Here is a 24927-nt window from a genome sequence, read left to right as displayed (position 1 = left end):
TAAAAATTTATTCAAAATTCAAAATTAGAAATTAAAAATTTTATTTTATGGTGTATAATTGACTTTGACTTCCTTAACTTTTGGTGAGTTGTTTTGACAGTTGAGAAGTAAAAATCGGTAGCGTAGGCAGGGCTGGTTCTGATGAGGATAGACTATTTCCTGGGCATCGATTGATTGAATAGCTGGCTCCGGATAAACATATTTACGAATTAAAGTCCAATCTACTTTTTGAATAGCGGTACCGAAATACTGATACCAATGATGTTGATAATAACTACCAGTAGGAATATTAGTAGTATGAACAACCGGCGCATCATCATTTAAAGAAAACTCTGCTCGTGTATTAGATGGCCAACGAAGTTCGACTGTGTTGTATCCTCCTGTCCGAAAAGAAGTCACCTGAGTGTATGTTTCAATGCCGTCTTTTTTAGTAATAAACTGAGTTGGATAAGGTGACCCATAGAAACATCTTACCCAAATACCATTTCGAACCTGATGATTGCCGTATTCGTATGAGTGATCAAAATCACCCCAACCAAACCCTTGTTCTTTCCATGGCCCGCCTTCATCAGCCCAGTCAAGTCGACTTCGCAAAGCATAGCCTGCCCCCAACAACTCGGTTCGCCTTGCTGAAGCTGCTGGCTGAAAACCATCGGGGTCAAGAAAAAGTTCACTATTAGAAACTGAAGATTTGCTTAAAGTCCAGCCATTTGAATTATTCCAATCTTGAAAATGAACGAAAGTACCTTCACCATTGCTGGCTGAAGAGGTATTGGCATTGCCATAATAGATATAAATCGACTGATTATTATCTAAATTATCATTCACTTTTACCCAAACTGTCGCTAATTTCGTTCCGCCACTATCAGCCACTGATTCTATCCAGTAATTCAATAAAGTCACACCATCGTCATCAGTAAACCTAATATCATTGAAAGAATCTTGAACATTACCATTGAGGTCAAAATCTTCACCGATGGCAGCTGAAGTTTTGCCAATTTTTAATTTCACTTGATAGCCATTACCAGCGCCTTGAGCACCGGTTAAGTTAATTTTTTTGCGATATTGAAAGCCAGCCAGTCGATCCGGACAAATTTCGCGGGAACAGAATTGACCACCGGTCACATTTTGGCAGTAGGTATTTAGGTCGCCGGCGTAATAATCTTCTGGACTATATGTTTCTACTTCACCCCATCCTCCCTGTGTTGGCTCTACTGAGACGTACTTACGGACACGTACCCAATCAGCAACAGCTGTCTGATTTGCCGTCCGCTCTGCTATGCCTAAATAAAGATAATAATCGGCGATAGTGTTTATATTATCACTGCCGGTCAATAGTAAAGAGTAATTTTTTCTAAAAATTTGCGAACCAGTGGCTGGCCAGGCAAAACTCCAAATCTCAGGCCGCTGGCCACTCACTGAAGTAGAAGAAACAGTCCAACCACTATTTGAATTGTCGCCGACAATTCTATATGCCGAGTTGAAACCCACATCAGCAGAATAATTATTATAATAATTACCATTCGTCCTTAAATTGGTAGTCGTTGATTGTCCAAATCGAGGCGTGGCATCGCTGATGTCAAAAGAAATCCATCTCACCTCCTGCCAAACTGGGTAAGAAAATTTATTATTAGAATAGATCCAAATATAATTACCCTGGACGGCTGGATGATGAAAAGTAATCTGACCATTATTAACACTTAAACTCGTTGTCCCACCTTTTTGCTCTGTCCATTTGCTCGTATCCAAACTCGTGCCGTTGAAATCATCAAAGAAAATAAACGTCGCATCGCCGTTGCTGGCAGAGGAGGCATTGGCGTTGCCGTAATAAAGATAAATTTTAGTAGTGTTAGAGGTGGGAGTAGCAGGAAGATAAGGAATTTTCACCCAGATTTTTGTTTGAGAGGTATTACAACCAGATTCGAGCCAATAATTTAGACTGGCACCAGATAAACTGGTAAATCGAAGATCATCGCAATCACTTTGTAATTCGCCAGCCGAGATTAATTCGGCGGTATTTATAGTCAACAGAATTTGATAATTTTTTAATTCCTGACCACTGGGATTATTGATAGTAATCGAACGCCGTTTTTTCCAACGAACACCGTTTTCTTCATACCACCACATTGGACCACCGATACCATTTGGGCCATAATAGGAATAGGCATTCGGACTGGCTGGACAACTACCACTGACTAAGTTAGCGGTGCCAATTTGAAAACGAACTGGATCGGTGGGACAAACTTCACCGCTCGGAATTTCTTGTTTCCAATCAAGATGAGAATAAGTAGTAGCTGTGCTACCGGTAGATGTTTGGGCAGAAATATAATTGCCAGTAGTTGGAAAGCCAGCAAATTCTTTAAGACGGAAAAGAGTATCTTCGTTATTTATAGGGTTGCCAAAGGTACCTGTGGTAGTATAAATTAATCCTGAATCAATGCCACCATCATAAGTCAGACTATTGATTCCACTCATTGTTTTTAATCTTTTGACTTGATAATAATTGTTTGCACTACAGCCAGCACAAGAAAGATAAAGGCGGTAAGTGGCATTGGCTTCTAAATTAAAGGCTTCATCAAAAGCTGGTGCTTCGACCCAAGCATATTGATTAGAGACGGTATTGGCAGAAATAGTTTTTGTAACCGAACTACCACCAACTTTTTCTAAAGTAAGAAGAAGATCTGGTGGGTTGCCTGTCTTTTTAAGATAAAAGCTAGTCTGAATGACTTTTTGAGTTGCTGCTCCAGCTGGCACGGTAAATTGTTGACCAATTTTTATTGAAGAACTATTAATCTGGTTATCGGTTTGATTCTCTTCATCATACGGATTTCCCTCAAAACTACCATCGCTAAAACCAATAAGATAAATCGGTTGTTGGTTTTGAACCAGCCAAGACGAGCCGTTCCAATAAAGCACATTAGAAGCGGAGTCATTAAAATTTTTAGCCGGCTCAGAATGATTATAGGGCTGTTTATAATTTAAGGGTGTGGAGACTCTAAGACGGAAAGATGGTAGTGTTTGTAATAAGGTAATAGCCGCGATTTGATTATAATTATCCAAACCTTCACCAGCATTTGATAACCGAAAACAGTAGGTAGCGCCGCCAATAGCATTATTAGTGAATTGAAAATTATATTCAAATTCCGTAAAAGATTTCGTTTCTAAAGTAAATTGAGATGTCTGATTAGAAGGCCTTTCAACTATTTTACCGTCTGCCCAAGTCCAATCTTCACCCGGCCCACTCAGTTGCCAGGTTGTTGCTTGGCCATCATCAAGATATGAAGAATCAGCCATACAAGCAACAGCTGAACCACAGTTCCCAGCTGTTGGCACATCCGTATAATTTTCAGGCGGCACTTCTAGGCAACTACTAGCCGTACCTTTTGGAGCCACTTGGAGGCGATATTGATAATTAACCGCTGGAGCTGAGCCGGTATTCTTCAAAGAAAATCTTAAACGGACATTTTTATTTTTTACTTGATTGGTCACGGGCGTATCCTCGTCAGCTTTATAGGTCGCGCCGGGATAATACTTAACCTCTGCCCACATTTTCGCCGTAAAAGCAGTACAATTATAAGTTGGAGGCCATTCAGGACCTACACGACAGACCCTTTTAGCCCGGACAAAGACTTTAACATAATCAATGACAACACCAGTAGGTAAAGAAAGGTCTGCAATATGAAACGACTCTTCTAATTCTTCTTTTTCTTCAGGTATCTCTCCTTTACCTGGTATTGGTATTTCTTCAAGTATATTATAGGCCACCCCAATCTGTAAATCATTAATCGCGCTAGGTGTCCAAGGCTGACCATTTGATGGTTTAACACTCCATTGATAAGAATACTCAGCATAATCTCCTGTCAAAGTAACAGAAAAACTAGAGACAGAACCATTACTTTCTTTAAGACCGAAACGGAAAATGGCCAGATCGGTCTGAATGGTTTTATAAACGTATGAGTTATCACTTTCGTCAGCGACTAAAGTATAATGATTGGGAGTATTAGGATAAGGGGTCCAAGTAATTTCGTCACCATTACCATTGGGCAAAAGTGTAACTACCTCAAAATTACCGCCCAATTCTCCACCATTATCATTGCGCCAGCGATAGTGGGTCTGGTCAATTTTTGGCTGACCAATTTTAATGACTATTGAGGCGCTGGTTAAAATTAAATCGCCACTTTCGCCAAGAACAGAATAAATAAAGCGGTTGCCAGAGGTTAGAGAAAAAGGAGAAGTCCGCATTAATATTTTCTCTGATGAGTTAAAATTAATAGCTGAAGATTCAATGTTGTTGCCATTGGTAGTACCGCTCTCATTTTGACTATGGTCGTAAATGACAGCCATTAGGTTTTGCCCTTGACCGGTTGCTTCATGATAAATCTGATGCTCAGGAAATTGGCTGGCATCATAAAGCACTCTTTGATAGCTTCTAATTTCAGCTGTCTGAGACTGTCTCATTCTTTGATAACGATAATAAATTTCTAAAGCTATTGGATTGGTTAATCTCAGATAAAGAGCAGCCCGATAAATTAAGCCTTCTCTACCTCTAATTTTTAACTGATAAGTAGCATCAACTAAATCAGTAAAATCTTTTTGCATCAAAAGAGGAGTTTGGCTGGAGACAGAAATTTCTGAACCACTAACTATTTGATTATTTTGATCAAAAAGTGCAGCACTAATATCGCCGGCTAAAACAGCTTCTAAGGTAAAAGGATTACTCTCAGCTAAACTCACCCAATCAAGAGAACGATAGGACCAGAGATGGTAAAATTGAGGTTGTGGCTGAATATAATTTCCACTTTCTACTTGATCAATTGCTGTCTCTTTAAAAGAATAACTATCATCTGGACCGCTGGTTAAGGGAATTTGGATTCTTGTTACTTGAGGATTCGTTTGTTGAATAATAATTCTGGCGGCATAAACCTGAAGTTGATTCTCTGCTGAGGTTCCTTCCAGTATAATAAGATATTCATCCTGAGATAAACTAAAAGGCTCTTTTGTTCTAAAACGGGCTGGTTGATTGGTCTGGGGTGGTACAGTAATCTCGGCGACTGGTTGCTTCTTAGAATCAACCAAGACAACTCTTCCCTCTCTTTCATCTGTATTTATAGCCACGATTTCAAAAAAGTAATTGGTTGAATCAGCTTGATAATCATTGGGGTCAAGAAAGATTTTTGTCCGATTAAAAAGAGTCGCTTCTCTTGACGAAGCCAAGCCATAGTCAACCATTTCAATTGGTACTTCAATTTTCATTGCCTCTTGAGCCTGAAGAAAAAAAGAGTGAAGGTTAAATTCAAAAAAAGAAAAAATGAGGGTTAAAGTAACCAAACCCGGCAACAAAATTTTAAAAATTTTTTTCCTCATAAATTACAAAAGAGATTGATTGAGATTTTAAGTAATTTTTAAAACTTTTTTAATTTTGATAATTTCCTGGCGATGTTCTTCAACTTCTTTCTCGATGCGCTTAACCCATTCAGCCGTAAAAATTCTTTCTTGATCAAGGCGCTGAGCAATGGTGGTAATTCCCTCCAGCATTTCCATAATTTCTCTCATATCGTCTTTTGTTGCCATTTTCTCCTCGATTCTCTCTAATCGTTCATCATGCTCTAATAATTTTAAAATAATTTTATCTTGAGGCATACTTTAAAATTTTTAATTTTTAAATGCTGAGAAAGGGCTTTTATTGTGGCTCAATGACGAGATGGACAATTTTATAATCGGTATTAGGACCGATTGCTGGGCAACCGGAAAGATTAACTGTTTGCCAACCGATGAAATTTTGTTGGACCGAAAAGATATTTGAACAAAGCCAAGTGCCGGATGGCTGACCATTAGCATTGTTCTGTAAACCAGCCCGAAAAGTACCAGGCTGAGAAACTTGATTAATATAAAATTTGACCTGATTAGGAGTCTTGTTGTTTTGGGCGGTAAAACGGAAGGAGATTTTTTTGTTAGTGGTAATTTCTGAAGTGTTGGTAAAACCATCAATAAAAAACTCATTAGCTCGGATGGTGGCACCAGCCAAATCATCAAGTTTGATAATCGGATTGTTGCCATCAATTAATTTAGTGTTTTCAAAAACGCCGGCTTCAAAATCGCCTTTGGTTTTAGTGGCAAAATCAGCAGATCGCCAGTTGGTCAAATAAGAAACTAAACTAATTGACCGACCAGGTAGGACACCCCAGGAAACTTCAACGGTAATTTTTTTCTTGTCTGGATTGGCAATGCCATTTTCAAAAACACAATCTACTTTAATGAGGCGGGTATATTCTTTGTTGTTAAGGGTCACTTTTTTATCAATTTCAAGCGTACTTAAAGTCCAAGCATTATTGACAATTTTTAAACCATAAGTTCGTGTTCTTAGATTTTGCTCACTACACCGCGAATCTGTTTTTAATTCGTTCCAATCGCGGTCACGAATCGAACGAACTGCTTCCATCGCCTCTTGAGCCAGTTGGATAGCAACTGCTCTTTCTTGAGAAACCTTTTGCCATTGCTGACTACCAATGACTAAAAAAATGATGGCGCTCGCCACCAAAACAAAAACGCCCAAAGCAACCATTAATTCAATGAGAGAAAAAGATCTTTTCATAATTATTTTTTTATTTTAAAACTCTTATCTTTGCTTCAAGAAGAGCCACTCGCCTTTCCAGGGCTTTAAATTCTTGCAGATCAACTTTTTCTTTTTCTTTAAGAGAGTTTTTGATGAATTGGATATCAATTTTCATAATTTCTAATGTTTCAGTATGAGAAGCTAAAATGGCGCTATGAGAATCAAGAATTTTGGTGTGTTGATCAAGGGTCTTTTTGATATTCAAATATTGCTCAGCAATAACCTTCACCTTGACCTCAAAATCCTCAGCCAAAATCTTCATATATCTTTTGACCTCATCGGTGGTATATTTCTTAGTCTTTTTTACATTAGTCTTTTTTAGATTAGTCTTTTTCATATTCTTACCTTCGGTTTAATTATAGAACAAATTATTTTTTTGACAATCTAGAATTTAGTTGTGGAAAACTTTAATTAAGAATAATCAAACCAGCTGTCGTAATAGTAATCGTTTTAGTCTGAGAATCAAGATTAAGATTGATGGTGCCAGCCGTCGTCAGTGTACCCGAAAGTTTTTGGAAAATAATTGGATTGAGAGAAGAAGTCAGATTGATGTTCGTTGAATAAGTAAACGTTTCAAGATTAGTCGTGCAATTATCCGAACAAAGATAATATTTTTTGTTTTCTGGCTCAAATTTTATCCCCCAATTTTTATCTTGTTCTTGGGACATGGCTTTAGCCTGCGCCCTTTTTAAATTCTGAAACAATTCATTAGCTGTTGTTTTCAATTCGTAAGTTTTTTGGAAACGAATGAAAGCAATGGTGCTTAAGGAAAAAATAATACCTAAAATGGCAATAACCAGAAGACCTTCGAGAAAGGAAAAAGAGAGGCTTTTGCGAAATATGAAAATTTTACGAAAGTATGAGAATATACTCATAGAATAACTGGTGGAATTTTTTTATTGATATTTCATTTTACCATCGTTTTTAATTGCCGTCCTGTGGATAAAATTAGACATTAAAGAAATTCTATGATATAATGTTTATCAAAGACATTGATACTTTGGCGAGTTGATTCTGAACTTTAAATTTAAATATGTACGAACAGTATCATAAAATTTTTCGTTTAGTAGTGCCAATTTTAATTTTGATTCTCCTCGTTTGGTTTTATTTTTTCCCACCTAAAGAATCTCTCTGGTTTCTATCTATCATCGTTGCCATGACTTTTTATTCGTTCATCAGTTTATTTTTCATCTCAAAAAGATATTGGCGTTATGAAAAATTTTTTATTGATTTAGGTTTTTATACCCTTTTTATCCTTTTATTTATCCACTTCAGCGGTTCTTTCCAAAGCCCGCTTTTTCCTTTTATTTTTTTACCTTTATTAGCCGCCGCTTCCACTGCCCATATTCCAGCTCTCATTGGTTTATTAATCATTATTGTTTTTTATTATCTTTTAATGTTTGGTTTAAGTATCTGGTTAAAAATTTCGTTTTTTCTTGATTTCGTTTTTTTAAGTCTTTCTTCGGTGGCGATTATTAGTTATTTAAGTTTTCTTCTTGCCCTTCAAGCTAAAAAAGAAATTGATTTTTTGAAAGAACTTGACGAAAAAAAGAGTGAGTTTATTACCATTGCCAGTCATCAGTTACGTGGGCCGATTTCTTCAATTGGTTGGATCACCGACGAATTACTTGAGAATAAAAAAGTTGACGTAGAAAAAAGAGAATATCTGGAAGAAATTAAGCGCGCCCAGATAAAAATGATGAAATCAGTGAACGATCTTTTAGCCATTACTGATTTAGATGGAAAACCAATTAAAACCAGAAGTCAAGAGACAGACCTTAATCTCTTTTTAGAAGAAAAAATTAAACAGTTTAATTTTTTAATCGAGGGAAAGGGATTAAAAATTATTTTTGAAAAGCAGTTTTTACCTAAAGTTTTCTTGGACCAGAAATTCTTAGAGATTATTTTTAATAATATTCTTTCAAATGCCATCAATTATTCTCGACCAGGCGGAAAAATTAAAATTACTGCCGGAAAAACTGATACAGAAATTATAATTTCTATCAAAGATGAAGGGATTGGTATTCCTAAAGATAAACAAAAAGATATTTTTCAAAAATTCTTTCGGGCACCCAATGCTCTTCGTTATCAACCCGACGGTACTGGTTTGGGCCTTTATATTGTTAAAAAACTTATCGATGATTTAAAAGGCAAAATTTGGTTTGAATCAGAAGAAAATAAGGGCTCAACTTTCTATTTTACCCTCCCCTACGAAAAGACGAAATTAAAAGACCAAATCGATACCAACAAATAAATGAATATTGATGATAAAAATTCGCATCATTAGCTTCTCTCAGGTGTATTAGTATCGCAATATGAAAAAAATTCTTATTGTTGAGGATGATCAATTTTTGGCCAAACTTTTGGCCTCAAAGTTAGCTAGTTCTGAGACTAATTTAGAGGTTGAAACAGCTTTTAATGGTGAAGAGGCCCTAAAAAAAATTCAAGAAAAAAAATATGATTTGATTGTCCTTGATTTGATTTTGCCCCAAAAGGATGGTTTTGAATTTTTGGCCGAAAAACAAAAAAGTGATAAGATAAAAGAAACAAAAATTATCATTCTTTCCTGTTTGGGTCAAGAACAAGATCGGGAAAAAGCTTTGAAATTTGGCGCCGTTGATTATCTTGTTAAATCTCAACAATCACTGCCGGAAGTAGTGGAAAGAATAAAAAAACACCTTTAATATGGAACTAACAAGTGAACAATTGAAGAAAATTCTAGTTGAGCCGGGATTTTTAAGTCCTGAAGATTTTCAAAATTTAGAGAAACAAGCTCAAGAAGAAAACAAAAATTTAGAGGAGTTAATTATCAGCTCAGGCAAAATGAGCGATGAACAGTTAGGACAACTCAAAGCAGAATTTCTTGGCTATCCTTTTGTCAATTTAAAAAAAGAAATTATTAAAGAAGATGATTTAAATATAATTCCAGAAGTGGTGGCTAAAAAACAAAAGGTAATGGCCTTCGGTCAAGATCTAAAAGGAATGAAAATTAAGCTAGCAATGAATAATCCGGGAGATTTAGAGATTATTTCTTTAATCGAAAAAAAGACTGGTTTTAAAGTTATCCCTTATTATGCGACCGAAAAAGATTTAAAAGAAAATCTAGTCCGATACAAAAAGGGATTAAAGCAAGAATTTCAAAATCTGATTGAAGAATATACTAAAAAAGCAGAAGAGGAGGAAAAAGAGTTGCCGATCATTAAAATTTTAGACACAATTATTAATTACGCTTATCAAAATCGAGTTTCAGATATTCACTTCGAACCATTTGAGAAAAAAACAGTTGTCCGATTCAGAATTGACGGAATTCTTCATGATGTTTTAGAATTGCCAAAAGATATTCATGATTATATTATTTCCCGAATTAAACTTTTGGCTAAACTCAGAACTGATGAGCATTTTGCCGCTCAAGACGGTCGATTTTCAGAAACATTCGAAAATGAAAAAGTTGATATCCGTGTTTCGATTGTTCCGGTGACTAAAGGAGAAAAGGCAGTTTTAAGATTGCTTTCCGAAAAGATCAGACGTTTTAATTTAGAAGATCTTGGTTTTTTAGCAAAAGATGAAAAAGTTGTCCGAGCTAATATTGAAAAGCCGTGGGGAATGATTTTAGCTACCGGACCAACTGGTTGTGGTAAAACCACTACCCTTTACGCCATTTTAAAAATTCTCAATAAAAGAGATATTAATATTGCCACTATTGAAGATCCGGTTGAATATGACATTGAGGGCGTTAATCAGATTCAAGTTAATCCAAAAACAAATTTAACCTTTGCTCAAGGGTTAAGGGCTTTAGTTAGACAAGACCCCGATATTCTAATGGTTGGTGAAATTCGAGATCAAGAAACAGCTGGCATTGCTGTTAATGCCGCCTTGACCGGCCATCTTGTTCTTTCGACGATGCACACCAATGATGCGCCGACAACCATAGTTAGGCTAATGGATATGGGCATTGAGCCGTTTTTAATTGCTTCGACAGTCAATGTCATCATTGCCCAAAGACTAGTCAGGCTTATCTGTCGAAAGTGTATTGTCAGTGAAGAAATTAGTCAGAAAGAATTTCTTAGTTTACTCAGCGGTGTTGGTAATTTACCAACTCGCTTTTTAAAATCAATTCAAAATAAGGAAAAAATAAGAATTTACCATGGTCTTGGTTGTGAAGCTTGTCATCAAACTGGTTATGCAGGACGAACTGGTATCTTTGAAGTGTTGGAACCAGAAGAAGAAATTAAAGAAAGAATTATGCAAAAGGCAAATACCGACGAAATAAGAACTCTGGCTTGTCAAAAAGGAATGACGACGATGATTGAAGATGGATTAGAAAAAGTCTTTTTGGGTTTAACAACAGTTGAAGAGGTTTTAAGAGTAACTAAATAAAGAATTTTATATAAATTTTCAAGACAAAAGTTGTAGAAAATTTATCCAGAAAACCCTTACCCCGCACTTATTCCAGCGATAAACTTCCGACAGAGAAAGACTAAAGGCGAAACCGCCTAACGGCCCTGTACGCGGGTACTCAATTTTCTAGTAAAAATTTTTTCAATGATATCTTAAAATTTTTAAGAGATAAGAAAATTGGTATGCTTTTTCAATACACTGTTTCCACTAAAGCCGGACAAATAAAAAAAGGAGAAATTGAGGCAGCTAATAAAGATGAAGCCGCCAAAATGCTTTTAGTCCAAGACTTGATTATTATTTCTTTAATACCAAAGAGGGTGAAAAGACAACCTCTTTTCAGTTTTGGTCGCATTTCAGAATTAGAAAAAATCAATTTAGTCAGAAATTTACAGATGATGATTAAGAGTGGCCTCTCTTTGAGCGAATCTTTAAAAACTCTTTCTGAACAAACTGTAAATTTAAAATTAAAAACTATTCTGGCGGAAATTCAAAAAAGGGTTGAGCAAGGAGAAGTTTTATCCTCTTCTTTTGCTCTTTATCCAAAATACTTCTCTCCTCTTTTTATTGGTGTCATTAAAACAGCTGAGTCAAGTGGTACTTTAGAATCTTCTCTTGTCTATCTGGCTGAACAATTAGAAAAATCATATGAATTGAAAAAAAAGGTCAAAGCCAGTCTCACCTACCCAACGATTGTGGTGATCGTGGCTATTCTTCTTTCTTTGGCACTTTCTCAGTTTCTTTTACCAAAAATTCTTAGTCTTTTTGCGAAACTTGATGTTTCTATTCCTCTGATTACTAAAATTTTTCTCTCTATTATGAACTTTCTCGCTAAAAATACACTTTTTATTCTTATTGGTCTAATCCTCTTAGTCATTGTTTTTCGGTTTCTCTCTCAACTGAGGAGAATAAAATCGATTTTGCACATTCTTTATCTTAAACTACCCATTTTTGGTCGATTGACAAAAAATAATAATTTGGCTCAATTTGCCCGAACGAGTGAGACGCTTTTAAAAAGTGGACTGACTCTACCGAAATCTCTTGAAGTTGTCGCTGAAACAATCGGTAACGAAGTTTATAAAAAAACTTTAGAAAAAATTATTCCCGCTCTTCGACGCGGCGAAACCCTTGCCTCAAATTTAGAAAACTTTCCCCAAGAATTTCCTTTATCAGTAGCAAAAATTTTGAATGTCGGGGAAAAAACTGGTAACCTTGAAGATTCTTTTCATTATTTAGCTGATTTCTATGAAACTGAGGTTGATCGAACGATTAAAAATTTAACCAGTGTCCTTGAACCAATTTTACTGATTATTATTGGTCTGGGTGTTGGTCTCTTAGCCGTTTCCATTATTCTGCCAATTTATCAATTTATTGGGCAAATAGGACAATAAGATAAGACAATATTCAAATTCCCATTGCTAATTTATGTTATTTGGTTTCCAAAAAAAACAAGCTTTTGGTTTAGATGTTTCTGATACCTCGATTGAAGCTTTAATTTTAAAAAGAAAAGGAAGTAAAATAGAAATTGAAAGTTATGGTCATAAAGAATTACCATCAGCTCAGTTAGTAGAAAATGGTTTAATTAAAGAAAAAAATGAGTTAGCGAAAAACATTAGAGAGGTTCTCGATCAAGCGAAACCAAGGCCAATTAAAGAAAAATTTTGTTTGCTTTCTTTACCCAGCTCTCAGGTTTTTACTTATCTTTTTCAACTACCCGCCAATTTAACTCAGAAAGAGCTTTCCGAAGCCTTAATCTATGAAGCCGAACAAGTTTTTCCTTTATCCACATCCCAACTCTACACAGATTTTCAAATTATTGGTAAAATAAATAAAATCCAACAAGTCTTTTTTGCTGGTTGTCGAAAAGAGTTAATTGATGACTGGCAAGAAACCTTGAAAATTGCTCATTTAACACCAATAGTTTTTGATTTAGAACCGCTTTCTTTGAGACGAGCTTTAATCAAAGAGATTCCAAAGGATGAAGGTATATTGATTATTGATATTGGTCAGAGAACAAGTGTTTTTAGTCTTTTTGACGAAAGAGGATTAGTTTTCAACCATTATCTTCGTGTCGCTGGTAATCTTTTTACTAAAAAAGTCTCAGAAGCTCTTGGTTTATCTTTTGAAGAGGCAGAAAAAATAAAAGTGGCAGAAGGCTTTCGTCCTCAGAAATATCCCAAGGTAGAACAAGTTTTGAAAAAGGAAGCGCTACCAATTATTGATGAAGCAAGAAGGATTTTAATCTTTTACCAGCAGACGACCTACCATCAAGTTAAAAAAATTATTCTGGCTGGTGGTTCAAGTTTACTGCCAGGCATTAGTGCTTATTTTCAAAAAAAACTTGGTTTGGAGACAACGAGGGGCGAACCATTAACAAATATCAAGGGTGATTTTTTGGCTCAAGAAGAAAAAAGAATTTTATCGGCTAATGTTATCGGTTTGGCTCTGAGAGCCTTAGAAAAAGATTTTCAAAAAGTCGAGATAAATCTATTGAAGAAATAAAAATTATGAGTATGAAAAAGAAAAAGGGTTTTACTCTTATCGAACTTCTGGTTGTCATTGGCATTATTTCAATTTTGACCGGCATTGTCATTGTCGCTGTTAATCCGACCAGGCAATTAGCTCAAGCAAGAAATGCTGCTCGAAGAAATGATATCTTGGCTATCCTCAATGCCATTTTTCAGTATTATATTGACAATAACGGTTCCTGGCCATCTGGTTTAACCTCAGACGCAAAAGTCATTGGCAATGCTACCTCTGCCGCTGAATGCAACATTGATTGTAGTAAAGGTGATCTTGGCACTATCAATAAAGGATGTACCGGTCAAGATTTTATCAGTGCCCTTGTCCCCACCTACCTTTCCACCCGACCGTCAGATCCAGTTAATGGCACAGCTAATACTAGCTATTATGCGGTAAAAGTAGAAGGTGGTCGAGTAACGGTTGGGGCCTGTGGAGCCGAGGCACCAGCGACGAATATTTCCATCACGCGATAAAAGAAAACAAAAAGCGGGATACCAGAATCGAACTGGCGCCTCTTGCTTGGGAAGCAAGCGTACTGCCACTATACTAATCCCGCAGTCTTTTTATTTTTAGTTTTGCTCTTTGCCACCAAGGCAATCGGTCGATAAAAAGCACCCCGTTTAAATGATCTATTTCATGCTGGAAAATTCTAGCCGTTAAGCCTTGGACCTTAAACTTTAATTCTCGACCATTTAAGTTGAGGGCTTTAATTTCAACTTCAATCGGTCTTTTTATTTTTAAATATAAACCAGGAAAGCTCAAGCAACCTTCTTCCATTATTTCTTGTCTCTTACTTTTGGCTAAAATCTCCGGATTAAGAAAAATTTGAGGACCCTTTTCTGTCGTTACAGCAATAATTCTCTTTAAAATACCTATTTGAGGGCCGGCTAAACCAAGGCCTTGACTGTTTTCTTTTACTTCGATCATGAGCTGAGCAATTTTTTTTATTTCTTCGTTGATTTCTTTGATAGCCTCGGCTTTTTTTCTAAGAATTGGATCAGGATATTTTTTAAGAGTAAAGGTCATCTTAATATTTTAATCAACCATTCTTCTCTTGTCAAATTTTTATTTTTCTTTAAAATAGAAGGTTATGAAGAAAATACTTTTTGTTATTTCTCTTTCCTCTTTTCTGTTTTCCTTTTTTCTTCCTTTTTATAGTCAAGCTAATGAACCAATTTTTATTCATCTCTTTACCTTGCCCAGCTGTCCTCATTGTCAAGAGATTAAACCTTTTGTTAAAGCCATGGCAGAAAAATATAATATCATCTTTGAGGAACATTCTTTAACAGAAGAATTGAGTGTCAAACTTTATGATAAATTGAGGGAATTATACAAAATTAAAATGGCCGTTGTCCCGGTTCTCTTTGTCGGTCATCAATATTTTATTGGTTCAACCGCCATTCGAAACAATTTAGAAAAGACTATTCAAGAGTGTCTCAAGGACCCAAATTATACCTGTCCGGTTCATCAAATTGAGCAGACATTGTTACAAATGCCTAAACCAAAAGAGATTGTTCCAGTTAAAAGCGATCAAACAAAAATTAATTTTTTGGGCAAAGAAATTACTTTTAGTTTAAAAAAATCAACACTTTTTTTAGGTATGATTCTCGGCTTGATTGACGGTATCAACCCTTGTCTGTTGATGGTCTTTTTATTTTTATTAACCTATCTCTTAGCCATTGGCTCAAAAAAAAGGGCGATAGGTCTTGGTTTGGTTTTTGTCCTGACGGTCTTTATAGTTTATTTCCTTTTTATGTATGGTATCTTTAACTTATTCCATTTTATTGGTTTAATTTCAACTGTTAAAATGATTATTGGTTTCTTGGCTCTGATTGTGGCTTTATTAATGCTGAAAGATTTCTTTTTTTATAATAAATTTGTTTCTTTAGAAATTCCGACTAAGTCTCGTTTTGTTATTCAAAAATTAATTCAAAAAGGGACAATGCCAAGTGCTATTATTTTGGCTTTCTTTAGCTCGCTGGTAGAATTACCCTGTTCTTCAGGTATTCCGCTGGTCTATGTGACAATCTTAGCGGAAAGAACAAAATATATTTTTCCATATCTCTTTTGGTATAATTTTTTCTTTATCGTGCCACTGTTACTGATGATGGCCTTGGTATCAGTGGCTATTGAAAAGGCTGATCAAATGGAAGTTTGGCGAGCCAAGTTTAAAAAATATATGCGTCTTGCCTCAGGTTTAATCTTGTTAATTTTAGCCCTCGGTCTTCTTCTAAAATGGTTTTAATTTATATGATTTGGTTAACAGTTTTTATCTCCGTTTTAATTATCAGTCTCGTCTCACTAATTGGTGTTTTTACCTTTGCCATCAGTGAGGAGAAATTAAAAAAAATTTTACTTTTTTTAGTCAGTTTTTCAGTCGGTAGTTTATTTGGCAGTGCCTTTTTCCATTTAATCCCTGAAGCAGTTGAAGAATTTGGTTTTGGCAAAAGAACGGCCTTTTTACTTTTGATTGGTCTTTTGGGTTTTTTTATTTTAGAAAAATTTATTGGCTGGCGACATTGTCACCTGCCTACTACCGCTAGTCATCCACACCCTCTTACCTATCTCAATATTATTGGTGATGCCGTTCACAATTTTATTGATGGCAGTATTATGGCTGGAGCTTATTTAATAAGTTTTCCTTTGGGTCTTAGTACAACCTTGGCTGTAATTTTTCACGAAATTCCTCAAGAAATTGGTGATTTTGGTGTTTTAATCTATGGTGGATTTTCTAAATGGCGGGCTTTATTTTTCAATTTTCTCTCTGCCTTAAGTGCCTTTTTAGGGGCAGTCATCACTTTATTATTGAGCAACGCCTTAGGTTTTTTAGTTAATTATCTGCTGCCTTTTGCCGCTGGCGGTTTTCTTTACTTGGCTGGTTCAGATTTAATTCCGGAATTAAAAAAAGAAACTTCTCTCAAGAAATCATTCATCCAATTTGTTTTTATTGTACTTGGTCTTTCTTTAATGTTCTTTTTAAAAATAATTTTTCACCAGAAATCAATTTAGCCCTGACGGGATTCGAACCCGTGTGACATGGTTGAGAACCATGTATCCTAAACCACTAGATGACAGGGCCATTTTTTATTTTAATCAATCCTTTCTTTTTGACAATGAGCTGCTTTCTCCTGTCTTCTAGATTCTACACCATTTCTTTCCATCTTTTATCCTGTCGTACTAGAAGTTCTTTGGCTCTTTCTGGTTCAGCCATAATTTCTTTAACAATTTTTTCCATTCTCACGCCCTGCGAACCTTTAATTAAAATTAAATCACCATAATTAATTTTTTCTTTCAGAAACTGAGCCGCCTCTTCTGATTTTTGAAACTCAAAAATCATTTCATCCCGAAAACCGTTTTCTCTTGCTCCTTGGGCAATTTTTTGGGCCAATTGACCGACGGTGATCAAAAGATCAAAGTTAAAATCGGCAATCTTTTGACCAATCTCATAATGGGATTGCTGGGCTATTGAACCAAGTTCTAGCATCTCGCCCAAGACTAAAATTTTTCTTCGACCAGGAATAGTTAAAATCTCATTCAGAGTTTCTAAAGCCGCCAAAACAGCCCGAGGTGACGAATTATATGAATCATCAATGATATAGCTTTCTTTTAAACCATTGATTAGCTTCATTCTTCCTGGCGGTGCTTCAAATTCTTTTAAAATTTCTGCCATCTCAATCAAATTTAATCCTTTGACCAACCCAACGCTCAGTGCGGCCAGGACAGAGTAAATCTGATGTTTAGCTAAAATTTTAGGCAGACAAATTGGCACGACATTACCTTGATAGGCTACTTTGAACTTTAGACCATAAATTTTCAATTCACCCTTTTCTGTAATTTCTTGGTCAATTTTGGCTTCTAGAGCCCGCAGGTCAGCCTGGCTGGAAAAGCCAAAGGTTAGAGTCTTTGCTTTTAATTGATTTTTTAACCTTGAAAGATATTGGTCGTCGGCATTAAAAATAGCCAAGTCATGGGAAGAAAGATGGGTCAGGATAATTTTTTTCTCATTAAAGATATTTTCTAAACTTTTAAATTTTTCTAGATGGACAGGGCCAATGGCTGTAATAAGACCGATTTGACAAGGAGCAATTTTAGTCAAATATCTGATATCGCCCGGCTTATCAGCTGCCATTTCTAGAACTAAAACTTTTGGAAATTTGACTGGAAAAACAATTTGAAAAATTCCTTTCAGAAAAATTCTCAACCAGCCAAATAAAGATTTACCTGGAGCCAGGGCATTAATAATGGTTAAAGGAAGACCAATTTCATTATTATAATTTTTTGGTGAGGCACGAAGAAAAAATTTCTTTTTTAAGACTAAAGCTATCGCTTCTTTAGTCGAAGTTTTGCCAAAACTACCAGTAAGACCAATAATAAATGGTTTATACTTTCTAATAATGGCTTTGGCTAAGAATCCTAATATTCTTTCAATAACTTTTTTCATAATATTCATTTTTCATAATATTCATTCTATTTCTGTTGGTGGAATGGCAAAATATTTAAGCAAAAAGTCGGCTAGTTGACCAAAAACTGGAGCAGCCGTTCGATCACTAAATCTTTCTAACTTCGGATTATCTAATTTGACTAAAGCGACAAACCTTGGATCATTGGCCGGAGCAAAGCCAGCAAAAGAGTGGATTGTCTTTTCGGAATAACCTTTCAAATAAGCAACCTGGGCTGTTCCAGTTTTACCAGCCACTAGATAACCTTTAACAGCCGCTCTTTTCCCCCAACCATTTTTTACCACCGAAATAAGCATTTCTTTCAAAATTTCTGCGCTCGTTGGAGAAATCACTTGAGCTCTTTCTTCCGGTTTAATTTCAGTCACAAAACCGTCAGAAATTATTTTTTTGACTAAATAAGGCTTCATTAATTTACCATGATTGGCTAGAGCAGCAAAAGCAGTGACCATTTGTAGTGGTGTCACAGATAAACCCTGACCAAATGAGGCAGTAGCTAAATAGATTTCTTTTTTTTCTGATAAATTCTTAATATTGCCTTTTGCTTCAGTTGGCAAATCTACGCCAGTTAGAGAACCGAAACCAAATTTTTCGACATACTGGCGAAATTTTTCTAAACCTAATTTTTGAGCAGCGAAAATGGCGCCAGTATTAATTGACTTTTCTAAAACTTCTTTCATTGTCCTAAAACCATAGACCTTTTTACCAGCGTTTTTAATTGTATAACCGCCGATTTTTACTAAACCTTTATCTTCATAGGTAGTCTCAGGTGTGATTTTTCCTTCTTCCAAAGCGGCGGCAAAGGTGATAGTTTTAAAAATAGAGCCAGGCTCATATTGCGAAGAGACGGCTTCGTTAAGAAAAAGACGACTATCTTTGACTTCGTTGTATTGATTAGGGTCAAAAGATGGCCAATTACAAAGAGCTAAAATTTGTCCACTTTTTGGTTCCAAAACAATAATATTTCCTTTTTCAGCCTGATATTTTTTAATCGCCTCTTCTAAAATTTGACAAGTTTTAATTTGAATATTTCGATCAATCGTTAAAATAAGGTCTGCTCCATCCTTCGGTTTGATGGTTGTTGTTTGAGCAGTAGCAATAAGAACGCCACCTTGCGTTTTTTCTCCTTTTAATAACCCCTCTTTTCCAGAAAGAATATTTTCGTAATAATTTTCTAAACCGTAGCGACCAACCTGTTGATCGCCGCTAAAGCCGACAAAACCAAGAAGATGAGCAAAATATTTTTTCTCGGGATAAAACCTTTTAGTTACCGTCTCAATTTTTATCCCTTTGAGAGAGAGTTTGTTAATAGCATCTACCTCTTCTTGACTAATATCTTTTTTTAAAATTTCATACCAGTCGTTTTCTTTAGAAAGTTTTTTAATTAAATTAGTTAATTCATCATTTTTATTTGATAATGAAATACCAATCAAAGGGGCAATTTTTTCAGCCGTTTTTATTGGCTCATCGATTTCTTTCGGCACAGCATAAAGATTATAAGAGTCAATATTAATCGCCACAGGTCTCTTCCCTCCCTCTTCTTCGATAAAAATTTCTCCCCTCTTTGGTTGAACCTCCTTCTCAAAAGTTCTAATTTCTAGGGCTTTGTTTTGATAATACCGATAATCTAAAATTTGAAGTTGAATCAATCTTAAAATAATCAAGCTGCCAAAAATAAAAAAAATAATAGCTAAAAAATAAAAACGGAAAAAACTCGTTTTCGATCTCTGTCGAGTTTTTTTAACAAACATATATAAAAAATTAAACTATTTTTCAGCCATTGTGCCACTGATTGGTTTTAAATATTCTATTTCTTCTACCTGAACAAGATTAAAATTTTTAAAAGAATCTTTTGTTCCCTCGGTTGATTTTATTTTTATTATTTCTAATTCTAGATTCCTCTTTTCTTGTTCTAACATTCTTTTTTCTTCTTCTAGCTCATTTCTCTTAAAGCTATAAACCACCATTCTATTGACAAGAATAAACTGAAAGATAATAAGCAATAAAATAAAAGAAAGTAAAACGACATTTAAGACAAATGGTTTTTTAAAGACCTTCAGAGAAAAAAATTTATTTTCTTTCACAGAAAGAGGCAAGGAGTGGGTTTGGATAAAATTTTTGGCGTAGGGAGACATATTTTTAATTAGTTATTGGTTATTTTATTGGTTTTATAGTTTGAGTCCGGCGCGCAGTTTGGCTGAACGACTGCGCGGATTTAATTTTATTTCTTCGTCGGTTGGCTGAACGGGTTTTTTGGTTAAAATTTTTAAAAGTTTTTCTTTTTCTTGGGTTTTGAAAAAATCTTTGACAATTTTGTCTTCTAAAGAGTGATAAGAAATGACTAAAAGACATCCATCTTTTTCTAAAATTTTTATTGCTGACGGTAGAACTTTTTTTAAATTTTCTAATTCATCATTGACAGCAATCCTGAAAGCTTGAAAAACTCTGGCTAAAGTTTTAATTTTAAATTTCTGGTTATAAACTTTAAATTTTTTTAAGACATCGTTAATTACCTCTACTAACTCTCTGGTTGTCCTGATTTTTTCTTTTTGGCGTCTCTTAAAAATATTTCTAGCGATTGGCCAAGCGAGTTTTTCTTCCCCATATTCTTTTAAAATTTTTTTTAATTCCTCCTCTGGCCATTGATTAATAATCTCGTAAGCAGTCTTGCCTTTTTGACCATATCTCATATCTAAAAATTCATCTTCTTGAAAACTAAAACCTCTGCCACTTTTTTCTAATAGATCGGTTGAAAGTCCTAAATCAAGTAAAATTCCATGAACCGGATAAAAATTATATTTTTCAACGATCTTTGATAAATTGATGAAATTATCATTCACTAATATCAATCTCGATTTGAAATTTGAGGTTTGAATTTTGCAATTTAATTGTTGAATAGTTTCAGAATTTAAATCAATACCCAAAACTTTTCCTAAGGGTGTTGTCTTTTCTAAAATAGCGAAAGCATGCCCACCACCACCAATTGTACAATCAATAAAATTTTGATTCGGTTGGGGCGAGAGATAGGCAATTACCTCTTGTAAAAGAACGGGTTGATGAGACATAAATTTTCGTTAGACACCTAATTCACCTAGAGTTTCGGCAATATCCCTACTTTCTCTTTCTGACTGTCTTTTATACTCCTCCCATTCTTTTTCATCCCAAATTTCTAATCGGTTATAGAGACCAGCAATGACAACATTTTTTTTGATTTTGGCATAGTTTCTTAAATAGTCAGGTAAAATAATTCTCCCCTGACGATCTAAAATCACATCCATTGCTCCGGCTAACATTAAGCGACCAAAAGCTCTTGTTTTTGCTTTACTAATAGGCAATTGAGAAAGCTTTAAAGCCAATTTTTGCCATTCTGGTTTTGGGTAGAGAAAAAGACAATTATCAAGGCCCCGTGTCACAACCGTTCCCTTTTTAAAGCTTAAACGAAATTTAGGAGGAATAGCTAACCTTCCCTTTTCATCAAGTTTATAGTGGTATTCGCCAATAAACATACGAATTTGGTTAAAATTTACGAGCGCGCAGAGCAGAGCGATGGAAATTTTAGGACAAAATTCCGTACCCCGCACTTATTCTCTCGAAAAACTTGTGATTTACAAAGATGAAAACTGTAAGGCGGCTTCGCCTTTTACTTTCTATATTTTGTAAGTTTATTGTTGGAATAAGGGCGGGGTGCTCGATTCTGTATCTTCACTAACGTTCAGACAAAATCGGCACTTATTCACAATTTCGCTGACTTATCCCCACATTTATCCACAATTATATTCATCGAATACACAATACCCCATTTTTTTCCACTAGTCAATTTTGGGTTGTGGATAATTTGGGGATAAAAAATTAACCCTTTTCGGGTTAAAAATCAAAATAAAATTATTAAGGCAAAAACCTAACGACTGGTAGTAATGTTTGGCTCTTTATGATAAACTAAAGGAATCGTTCCTCTTCTCAACCTCTTCTGTCCGATCTTGATTAATTCTTCCATATTTTGAAATTCGTTTTGATTGACTAAACCCACGGCTAAATTTAAAAAAATACCCAAAATATTAGCCACTGTAATTATAATTCTTTGTCGAGTAAAAGAAAGATAATCGGGAACTATAACAAGACCAGAAATTTGATTCCATTTAATTTGGTTTTTCTTTAAAAATTGTTCTAATTGAACTAAAATGTTGAGATCTTCATCTTTAAGATAAAAAATTTTTATCTTTCTCTTTGTCGCTGAGGCAATAAAATACGGTTTTATCGAAGTATTAATAACTAAAATCATAATTGACTGGAAAAATATTTTTATTTATAATTATTTATAATAATATATAAATAATGAAAATAAAGCAATAGTTATGCTAGAAATTTCAAAATTTTGTTTGTCTAATCCTAAAAAAAATAATCTCGTTGTCGAATCACAGCATTTTGTCCCACCAACTCTTCATAAAAAACTTTTAGGAGAAACTATTTTTTTAATTCAATTAGCTATTCCGCCTAATCTAGAAAAAAATATTCATTCTTTAACCAAAGAGGTTTCCGAAATTATTATTAATGGTTTAAAAACTAACTATTACACACCTGAAAATTTAAAAGAGTCAGATAATGTCGAAATAGTTTTAGAAAATGCTTTACAAAAAGTTAACCGTCTCATTTCTCAAGAAATTATCGGTTCAAAAATTTTTGAAAAATTAGTTAGAAATCTTAATGCCATCGTCGCTGTCATCAAAGAAGAAAAAATTTATTTCTCACCCGTTGGTCTGATGCAAGCTTTTATTTTAAGAAAAGATAAAATGCTTCCTCTCTATCAGCCAGCTGAGAAGAGTTATCAGACATCATTTAAAACCTTCACCCAAATCATCAGTGGCAGTTTAGAAAAAAATGATCTCCTCATTTTTGCTACGGACAATTTTTTAGATTATTTTAATTTTGAAAAATTGAGGGACTGTTTATTTAAATCGCCTATGGCGATGGCTATGAAAAATTTAGAAAGATCGTTAGAAAATTTAAAAGAAGAAATTTCTATCGGTGTTTTTTTAATTAAAAAAGAGAAAGAGAGAAAAACAAAGGAAATCGCCACTCTTGTCACCGAAGAAAAAGAAAAGCCAAAAATTTTGACCGAAGAAATAAAACCAGTTAGTGTACCAACAAAAATCATCGTTCAGTCGACCAAGGAAGAAGTAAAAGAAATTTTTATTCATGGCAATAAGAAAGAAGAGCCCTTTAAAAAACCAGAAAAAAAACCAAGCCTAAAACTTCCGAAAATCTCTCTCTCTTTTTTCCCTCCAATTTTCAATGCTTTTCTCTCCCTTTTCAAGCAAATGCCACGCCCTAAAATTAAATTTACCTCTTTTCTATTGACCATTCTAATCGTTATGATGATTCTTAATTTCCTTCATTTAGTTAATAGAGACCGAATTAATCCCAAGTTTTTCCAAACCTTTCAGGAGGTTCAAGAAAAAATTACTCTTCTTAAGGCCAGCCTTATTTATGCTGACCAAAAAAATGCTTTAACTCTCGCCAAGGAGATAGAAGATAAAATTATTTTTCTGAAACCCAAATCAGTCTGGGAAAAAGAAATTTTTAACAATCTAAAAAATAATTTTGAAGAAAGTTTAGAGAAACTTTATAAAATTGAAAAAATTGCTGAGCCAAAAATAGTCACTAGCCTTTCTTCTCTGGATAAAAATGGTCAGTTTGAAAATTTTTCTTTCCAAAATAATAAATTTTTTGTTTTTAATAAAAGATTAAAAGAAATTTATGACTTTGATCAAAAAATAGGAAGGGCCTCTTCGCTGGTCAAATTAGATTTGTCTCTACAAAAATTTTTAAATTATACAACAGACGAATTGATTTTATTGGCAGGGAATAAAATTTATCTTTTTAATCAAAGAAATAAAAAAATCTCTCCCTTAAAATTAGAAACCAAACAAAAAGAGTTATCAATCAGTGATTTAGAAATCTACGACCATAAACTTTATATTCTAGATCAAAAAAATAATCAAATTTTTAAATATTTAAAATTAGAAGAAGGTTTTGGTCAAGAATCAAATTGGTTAAAAGAAAAAGTAGATTTAAAAAACATCGTTTCATTGACTATTGATGGTTCAATTTATCTTTTAAAAGAGAATGGTGAAATTTTAAAATTTTATTTAGGTAGAAAATCAAAATTTGATCAAGAAAGGGTTTATCCAGAAATAAAAAAAGTGACGAAGATTCTTACTCAGCCAGATTTTAAATATATTTATCTCTTAGAACCGGAAAATAAAAGAATTGTTCTTTTAGATAAAAACGGAAAATTGATCAAACAAATCACTTCGGAAAAATTTACTGATCTAAAAGATCTTTTTGTTGACGAAAAAGAAACAAAGATCTGGCTGCTTAATAGGTCACAGATTGTTGAGATAGAATTATAAATTGTGAAGATAGAAATGTAAAAGGCAATTAAATCAAAAACTGCCTCCGCAATTGGCGGTTTTTATAATTCATACAATCCATTGTTTCTTGATGAAAGGGGCAAACTACTTTAAAGTCACTTTAGCCCCTACCTCTTCTAATTTTTTCTTTATTTCCTCTGCCTCTTCTTTACTTGCTTTTTCTTTGATAATTTTTGGTGCCGTATCTACTAGATCTTTTGCTTCTTTTAGACCTTTACCACTCAGATCGCGAACAATTTTGATAACGGCGATTTTATTCGCTCCAACTTCAGTTAATTCAATGTCAAAAGAATTTTTTTCTTCTTCTTTTTTAACTTCAGTTGGCGTAACGGCACTGGCTGGCGCCACAACGGCGGCTTGAGTCGAGACACCAAATTTTTCTTCTAAAATTTTTACCAATTCAGCCAATTCTAGAACAGAGAGCTTTTCAATTTTCTCCACCAAATCTTTGAATTTTTCAGGAGTTTTTACTTCTTTTTGTTTTTTTTCTTCGCTCATAAGAAAAAAT

The 24927-nt window shown here is 34.5% G+C and carries 22 protein-coding genes and 2 tRNA genes; 9 read left to right on the top strand and 15 right to left on the bottom strand.

The genetic code is table 11. The features are described from left to right. Positions 1-45 precede the first annotated feature (45 nt). The 5 genes from N2259_02485 to N2259_02465 all read right to left on the bottom strand — a co-directional run bounded on the left by N2259_02485 (position 46) and on the right by N2259_02465 (position 7488). Positions 46-5364, bottom strand: a complete 5319-nt coding sequence (locus tag N2259_02485) for a DUF2341 domain-containing protein (GenBank protein MCX7779086.1) — start codon at positions 5362-5364, stop codon at positions 46-48. Between the two features lie 27 nt (positions 5365-5391). After that, positions 5392-5640, bottom strand: coding sequence for a hypothetical protein (locus tag N2259_02480; protein MCX7779085.1), 249 nt, complete (start codon positions 5638-5640; stop codon positions 5392-5394). A gap of 40 nt (positions 5641-5680) precedes the next feature. Next, entirely contained in the window at positions 5681-6592 is a 912-nt protein-coding gene (locus N2259_02475) for a type II secretion system GspH family protein (protein MCX7779084.1), read from the bottom strand. Between the two features lie 10 nt (positions 6593-6602). Beyond that, entirely contained in the window at positions 6603-6950 is a 348-nt protein-coding gene (locus tag N2259_02470; protein ID MCX7779083.1) for a hypothetical protein, read from the bottom strand. A gap of 70 nt (positions 6951-7020) precedes the next feature. Continuing rightward, positions 7021-7488, bottom strand: a complete 468-nt coding sequence (locus N2259_02465) for a hypothetical protein (protein ID MCX7779082.1) — start codon at positions 7486-7488, stop codon at positions 7021-7023. A gap of 158 nt (positions 7489-7646) precedes the next feature. Here N2259_02465 and N2259_02460 point away from each other — a divergent pair, with 158 nt between their 5' ends. From N2259_02460 to N2259_02435, 6 genes are all read left to right on the top strand, one after another. Then, on the top strand, positions 7647-8867 hold the full coding sequence (locus N2259_02460) for a HAMP domain-containing histidine kinase (GenBank protein MCX7779081.1): 1221 nt from the start codon (positions 7647-7649) through the stop codon (positions 8865-8867). A gap of 61 nt (positions 8868-8928) precedes the next feature. Further along, the gene (locus N2259_02455; GenBank protein MCX7779080.1) at positions 8929-9297 is read left to right on the top strand and encodes a response regulator; all 369 of its coding nucleotides are present in this window, start codon (positions 8929-8931) and stop codon (positions 9295-9297) included. Position 9298: 1 nt separating this feature from the next. Next, positions 9299-10990, top strand: coding sequence for a type II/IV secretion system protein (locus N2259_02450; protein ID MCX7779079.1), 1692 nt, complete (start codon positions 9299-9301; stop codon positions 10988-10990). Positions 10991-11193: 203 nt separating this feature from the next. After that, positions 11194-12399, top strand: a complete 1206-nt coding sequence (locus N2259_02445; GenBank protein ID MCX7779078.1) for a type II secretion system F family protein — start codon at positions 11194-11196, stop codon at positions 12397-12399. Positions 12400-12433: 34 nt separating this feature from the next. Then, positions 12434-13510: a pilus assembly protein PilM gene (locus N2259_02440; GenBank protein MCX7779077.1), complete on the top strand. Its 1077-nt coding sequence runs from the start codon at positions 12434-12436 to the stop codon at positions 13508-13510. 5 nt (positions 13511-13515) lie between these two features. Continuing rightward, positions 13516-14004 (top strand): prepilin-type N-terminal cleavage/methylation domain-containing protein, encoded by a 489-nt coding sequence (locus tag N2259_02435; GenBank protein MCX7779076.1) that lies wholly within the window; start codon positions 13516-13518, stop codon positions 14002-14004. Between the two features lie 12 nt (positions 14005-14016). On the opposite strand, the gene N2259_02430 is transcribed toward N2259_02435, so the two are convergent. Together N2259_02430 and def are read right to left on the bottom strand one after the other, a co-directional pair. Beyond that, positions 14017-14087 (bottom strand) — tRNA-Gly (locus N2259_02430). After that, on the bottom strand, positions 14078-14557 hold the full coding sequence (gene def, locus N2259_02425; protein ID MCX7779075.1) for a peptide deformylase: 480 nt from the start codon (positions 14555-14557) through the stop codon (positions 14078-14080). The genes N2259_02430 and def overlap by 10 nt, the downstream gene beginning before the upstream one ends. Before the next feature lie 64 nt (positions 14558-14621). On the opposite strand from def, the gene N2259_02420 reads away from it, so the two are divergent. Further along, positions 14622-15776: a hypothetical protein gene (locus tag N2259_02420; protein ID MCX7779074.1), complete on the top strand. Its 1155-nt coding sequence runs from the start codon at positions 14622-14624 to the stop codon at positions 15774-15776. Between the two features lie 5 nt (positions 15777-15781). Further along, complete coding sequence (locus tag N2259_02415) at positions 15782-16540, top strand: ZIP family metal transporter (GenBank protein ID MCX7779073.1); 759 nt, start codon at positions 15782-15784, stop codon at positions 16538-16540. Here the strand turns inward: N2259_02415 and N2259_02410 are convergent. The 7 genes from N2259_02410 to N2259_02380 form a co-directional block, all read right to left on the bottom strand. Next, a tRNA-Glu gene (locus N2259_02410) sits at positions 16538-16610 on the bottom strand. The genes N2259_02415 and N2259_02410 overlap by 3 nt on opposite strands. Positions 16611-16673: 63 nt before the next feature. Continuing rightward, entirely contained in the window at positions 16674-17972 is a 1299-nt protein-coding gene (locus tag N2259_02405; GenBank protein ID MCX7779072.1) for a UDP-N-acetylmuramoyl-tripeptide--D-alanyl-D-alanine ligase, read from the bottom strand. Positions 17973-17993: 21 nt separating this feature from the next. Continuing rightward, positions 17994-19739, bottom strand: a complete 1746-nt coding sequence (locus N2259_02400; protein MCX7779071.1) for a penicillin-binding protein 2 — start codon at positions 19737-19739, stop codon at positions 17994-17996. A 15-nt stretch (positions 19740-19754) separates the two neighbouring features. Beyond that, positions 19755-20123, bottom strand: coding sequence for a hypothetical protein (locus N2259_02395; protein ID MCX7779070.1), 369 nt, complete (start codon positions 20121-20123; stop codon positions 19755-19757). A 33-nt stretch (positions 20124-20156) separates the two neighbouring features. Then, entirely contained in the window at positions 20157-21053 is an 897-nt protein-coding gene (gene rsmH / locus N2259_02390; protein MCX7779069.1) for a 16S rRNA (cytosine(1402)-N(4))-methyltransferase RsmH, read from the bottom strand. A gap of 9 nt (positions 21054-21062) precedes the next feature. After that, a complete protein-coding gene (gene mraZ / locus N2259_02385; protein ID MCX7779068.1) occupies positions 21063-21494 on the bottom strand; it encodes a division/cell wall cluster transcriptional repressor MraZ in 432 nt (143 codons plus the stop codon). A gap of 392 nt (positions 21495-21886) precedes the next feature. Further along, the gene (locus N2259_02380) at positions 21887-22267 is read right to left on the bottom strand and encodes a hypothetical protein (protein MCX7779067.1); all 381 of its coding nucleotides are present in this window, start codon (positions 22265-22267) and stop codon (positions 21887-21889) included. A gap of 73 nt (positions 22268-22340) precedes the next feature. Between N2259_02380 and N2259_02375 the strand changes: the two genes are divergently transcribed. Continuing rightward, positions 22341-24398 (top strand): hypothetical protein, encoded by a 2058-nt coding sequence (locus N2259_02375; protein MCX7779066.1) that lies wholly within the window; start codon positions 22341-22343, stop codon positions 24396-24398. 105 nt (positions 24399-24503) lie between these two features. Here N2259_02375 and rplL read toward each other — a convergent pair whose 3' ends face one another. Continuing rightward, positions 24504-24917, bottom strand: coding sequence for a 50S ribosomal protein L7/L12 (rplL, locus tag N2259_02370; protein ID MCX7779065.1), 414 nt, complete (start codon positions 24915-24917; stop codon positions 24504-24506). Positions 24918-24927: the final 10 nt, after the last annotated feature.

Source organism: Patescibacteria group bacterium, assembly GCA_026417895.1.
Lineage (GTDB): Bacteria > Patescibacteriota > Patescibacteriia > UBA2591 > CALHIP01 > CALHIP01.
The sequence above is the reverse complement of the archived record's forward strand: the minus strand, read 5'-3'. Positions and strand labels throughout refer to the sequence as shown.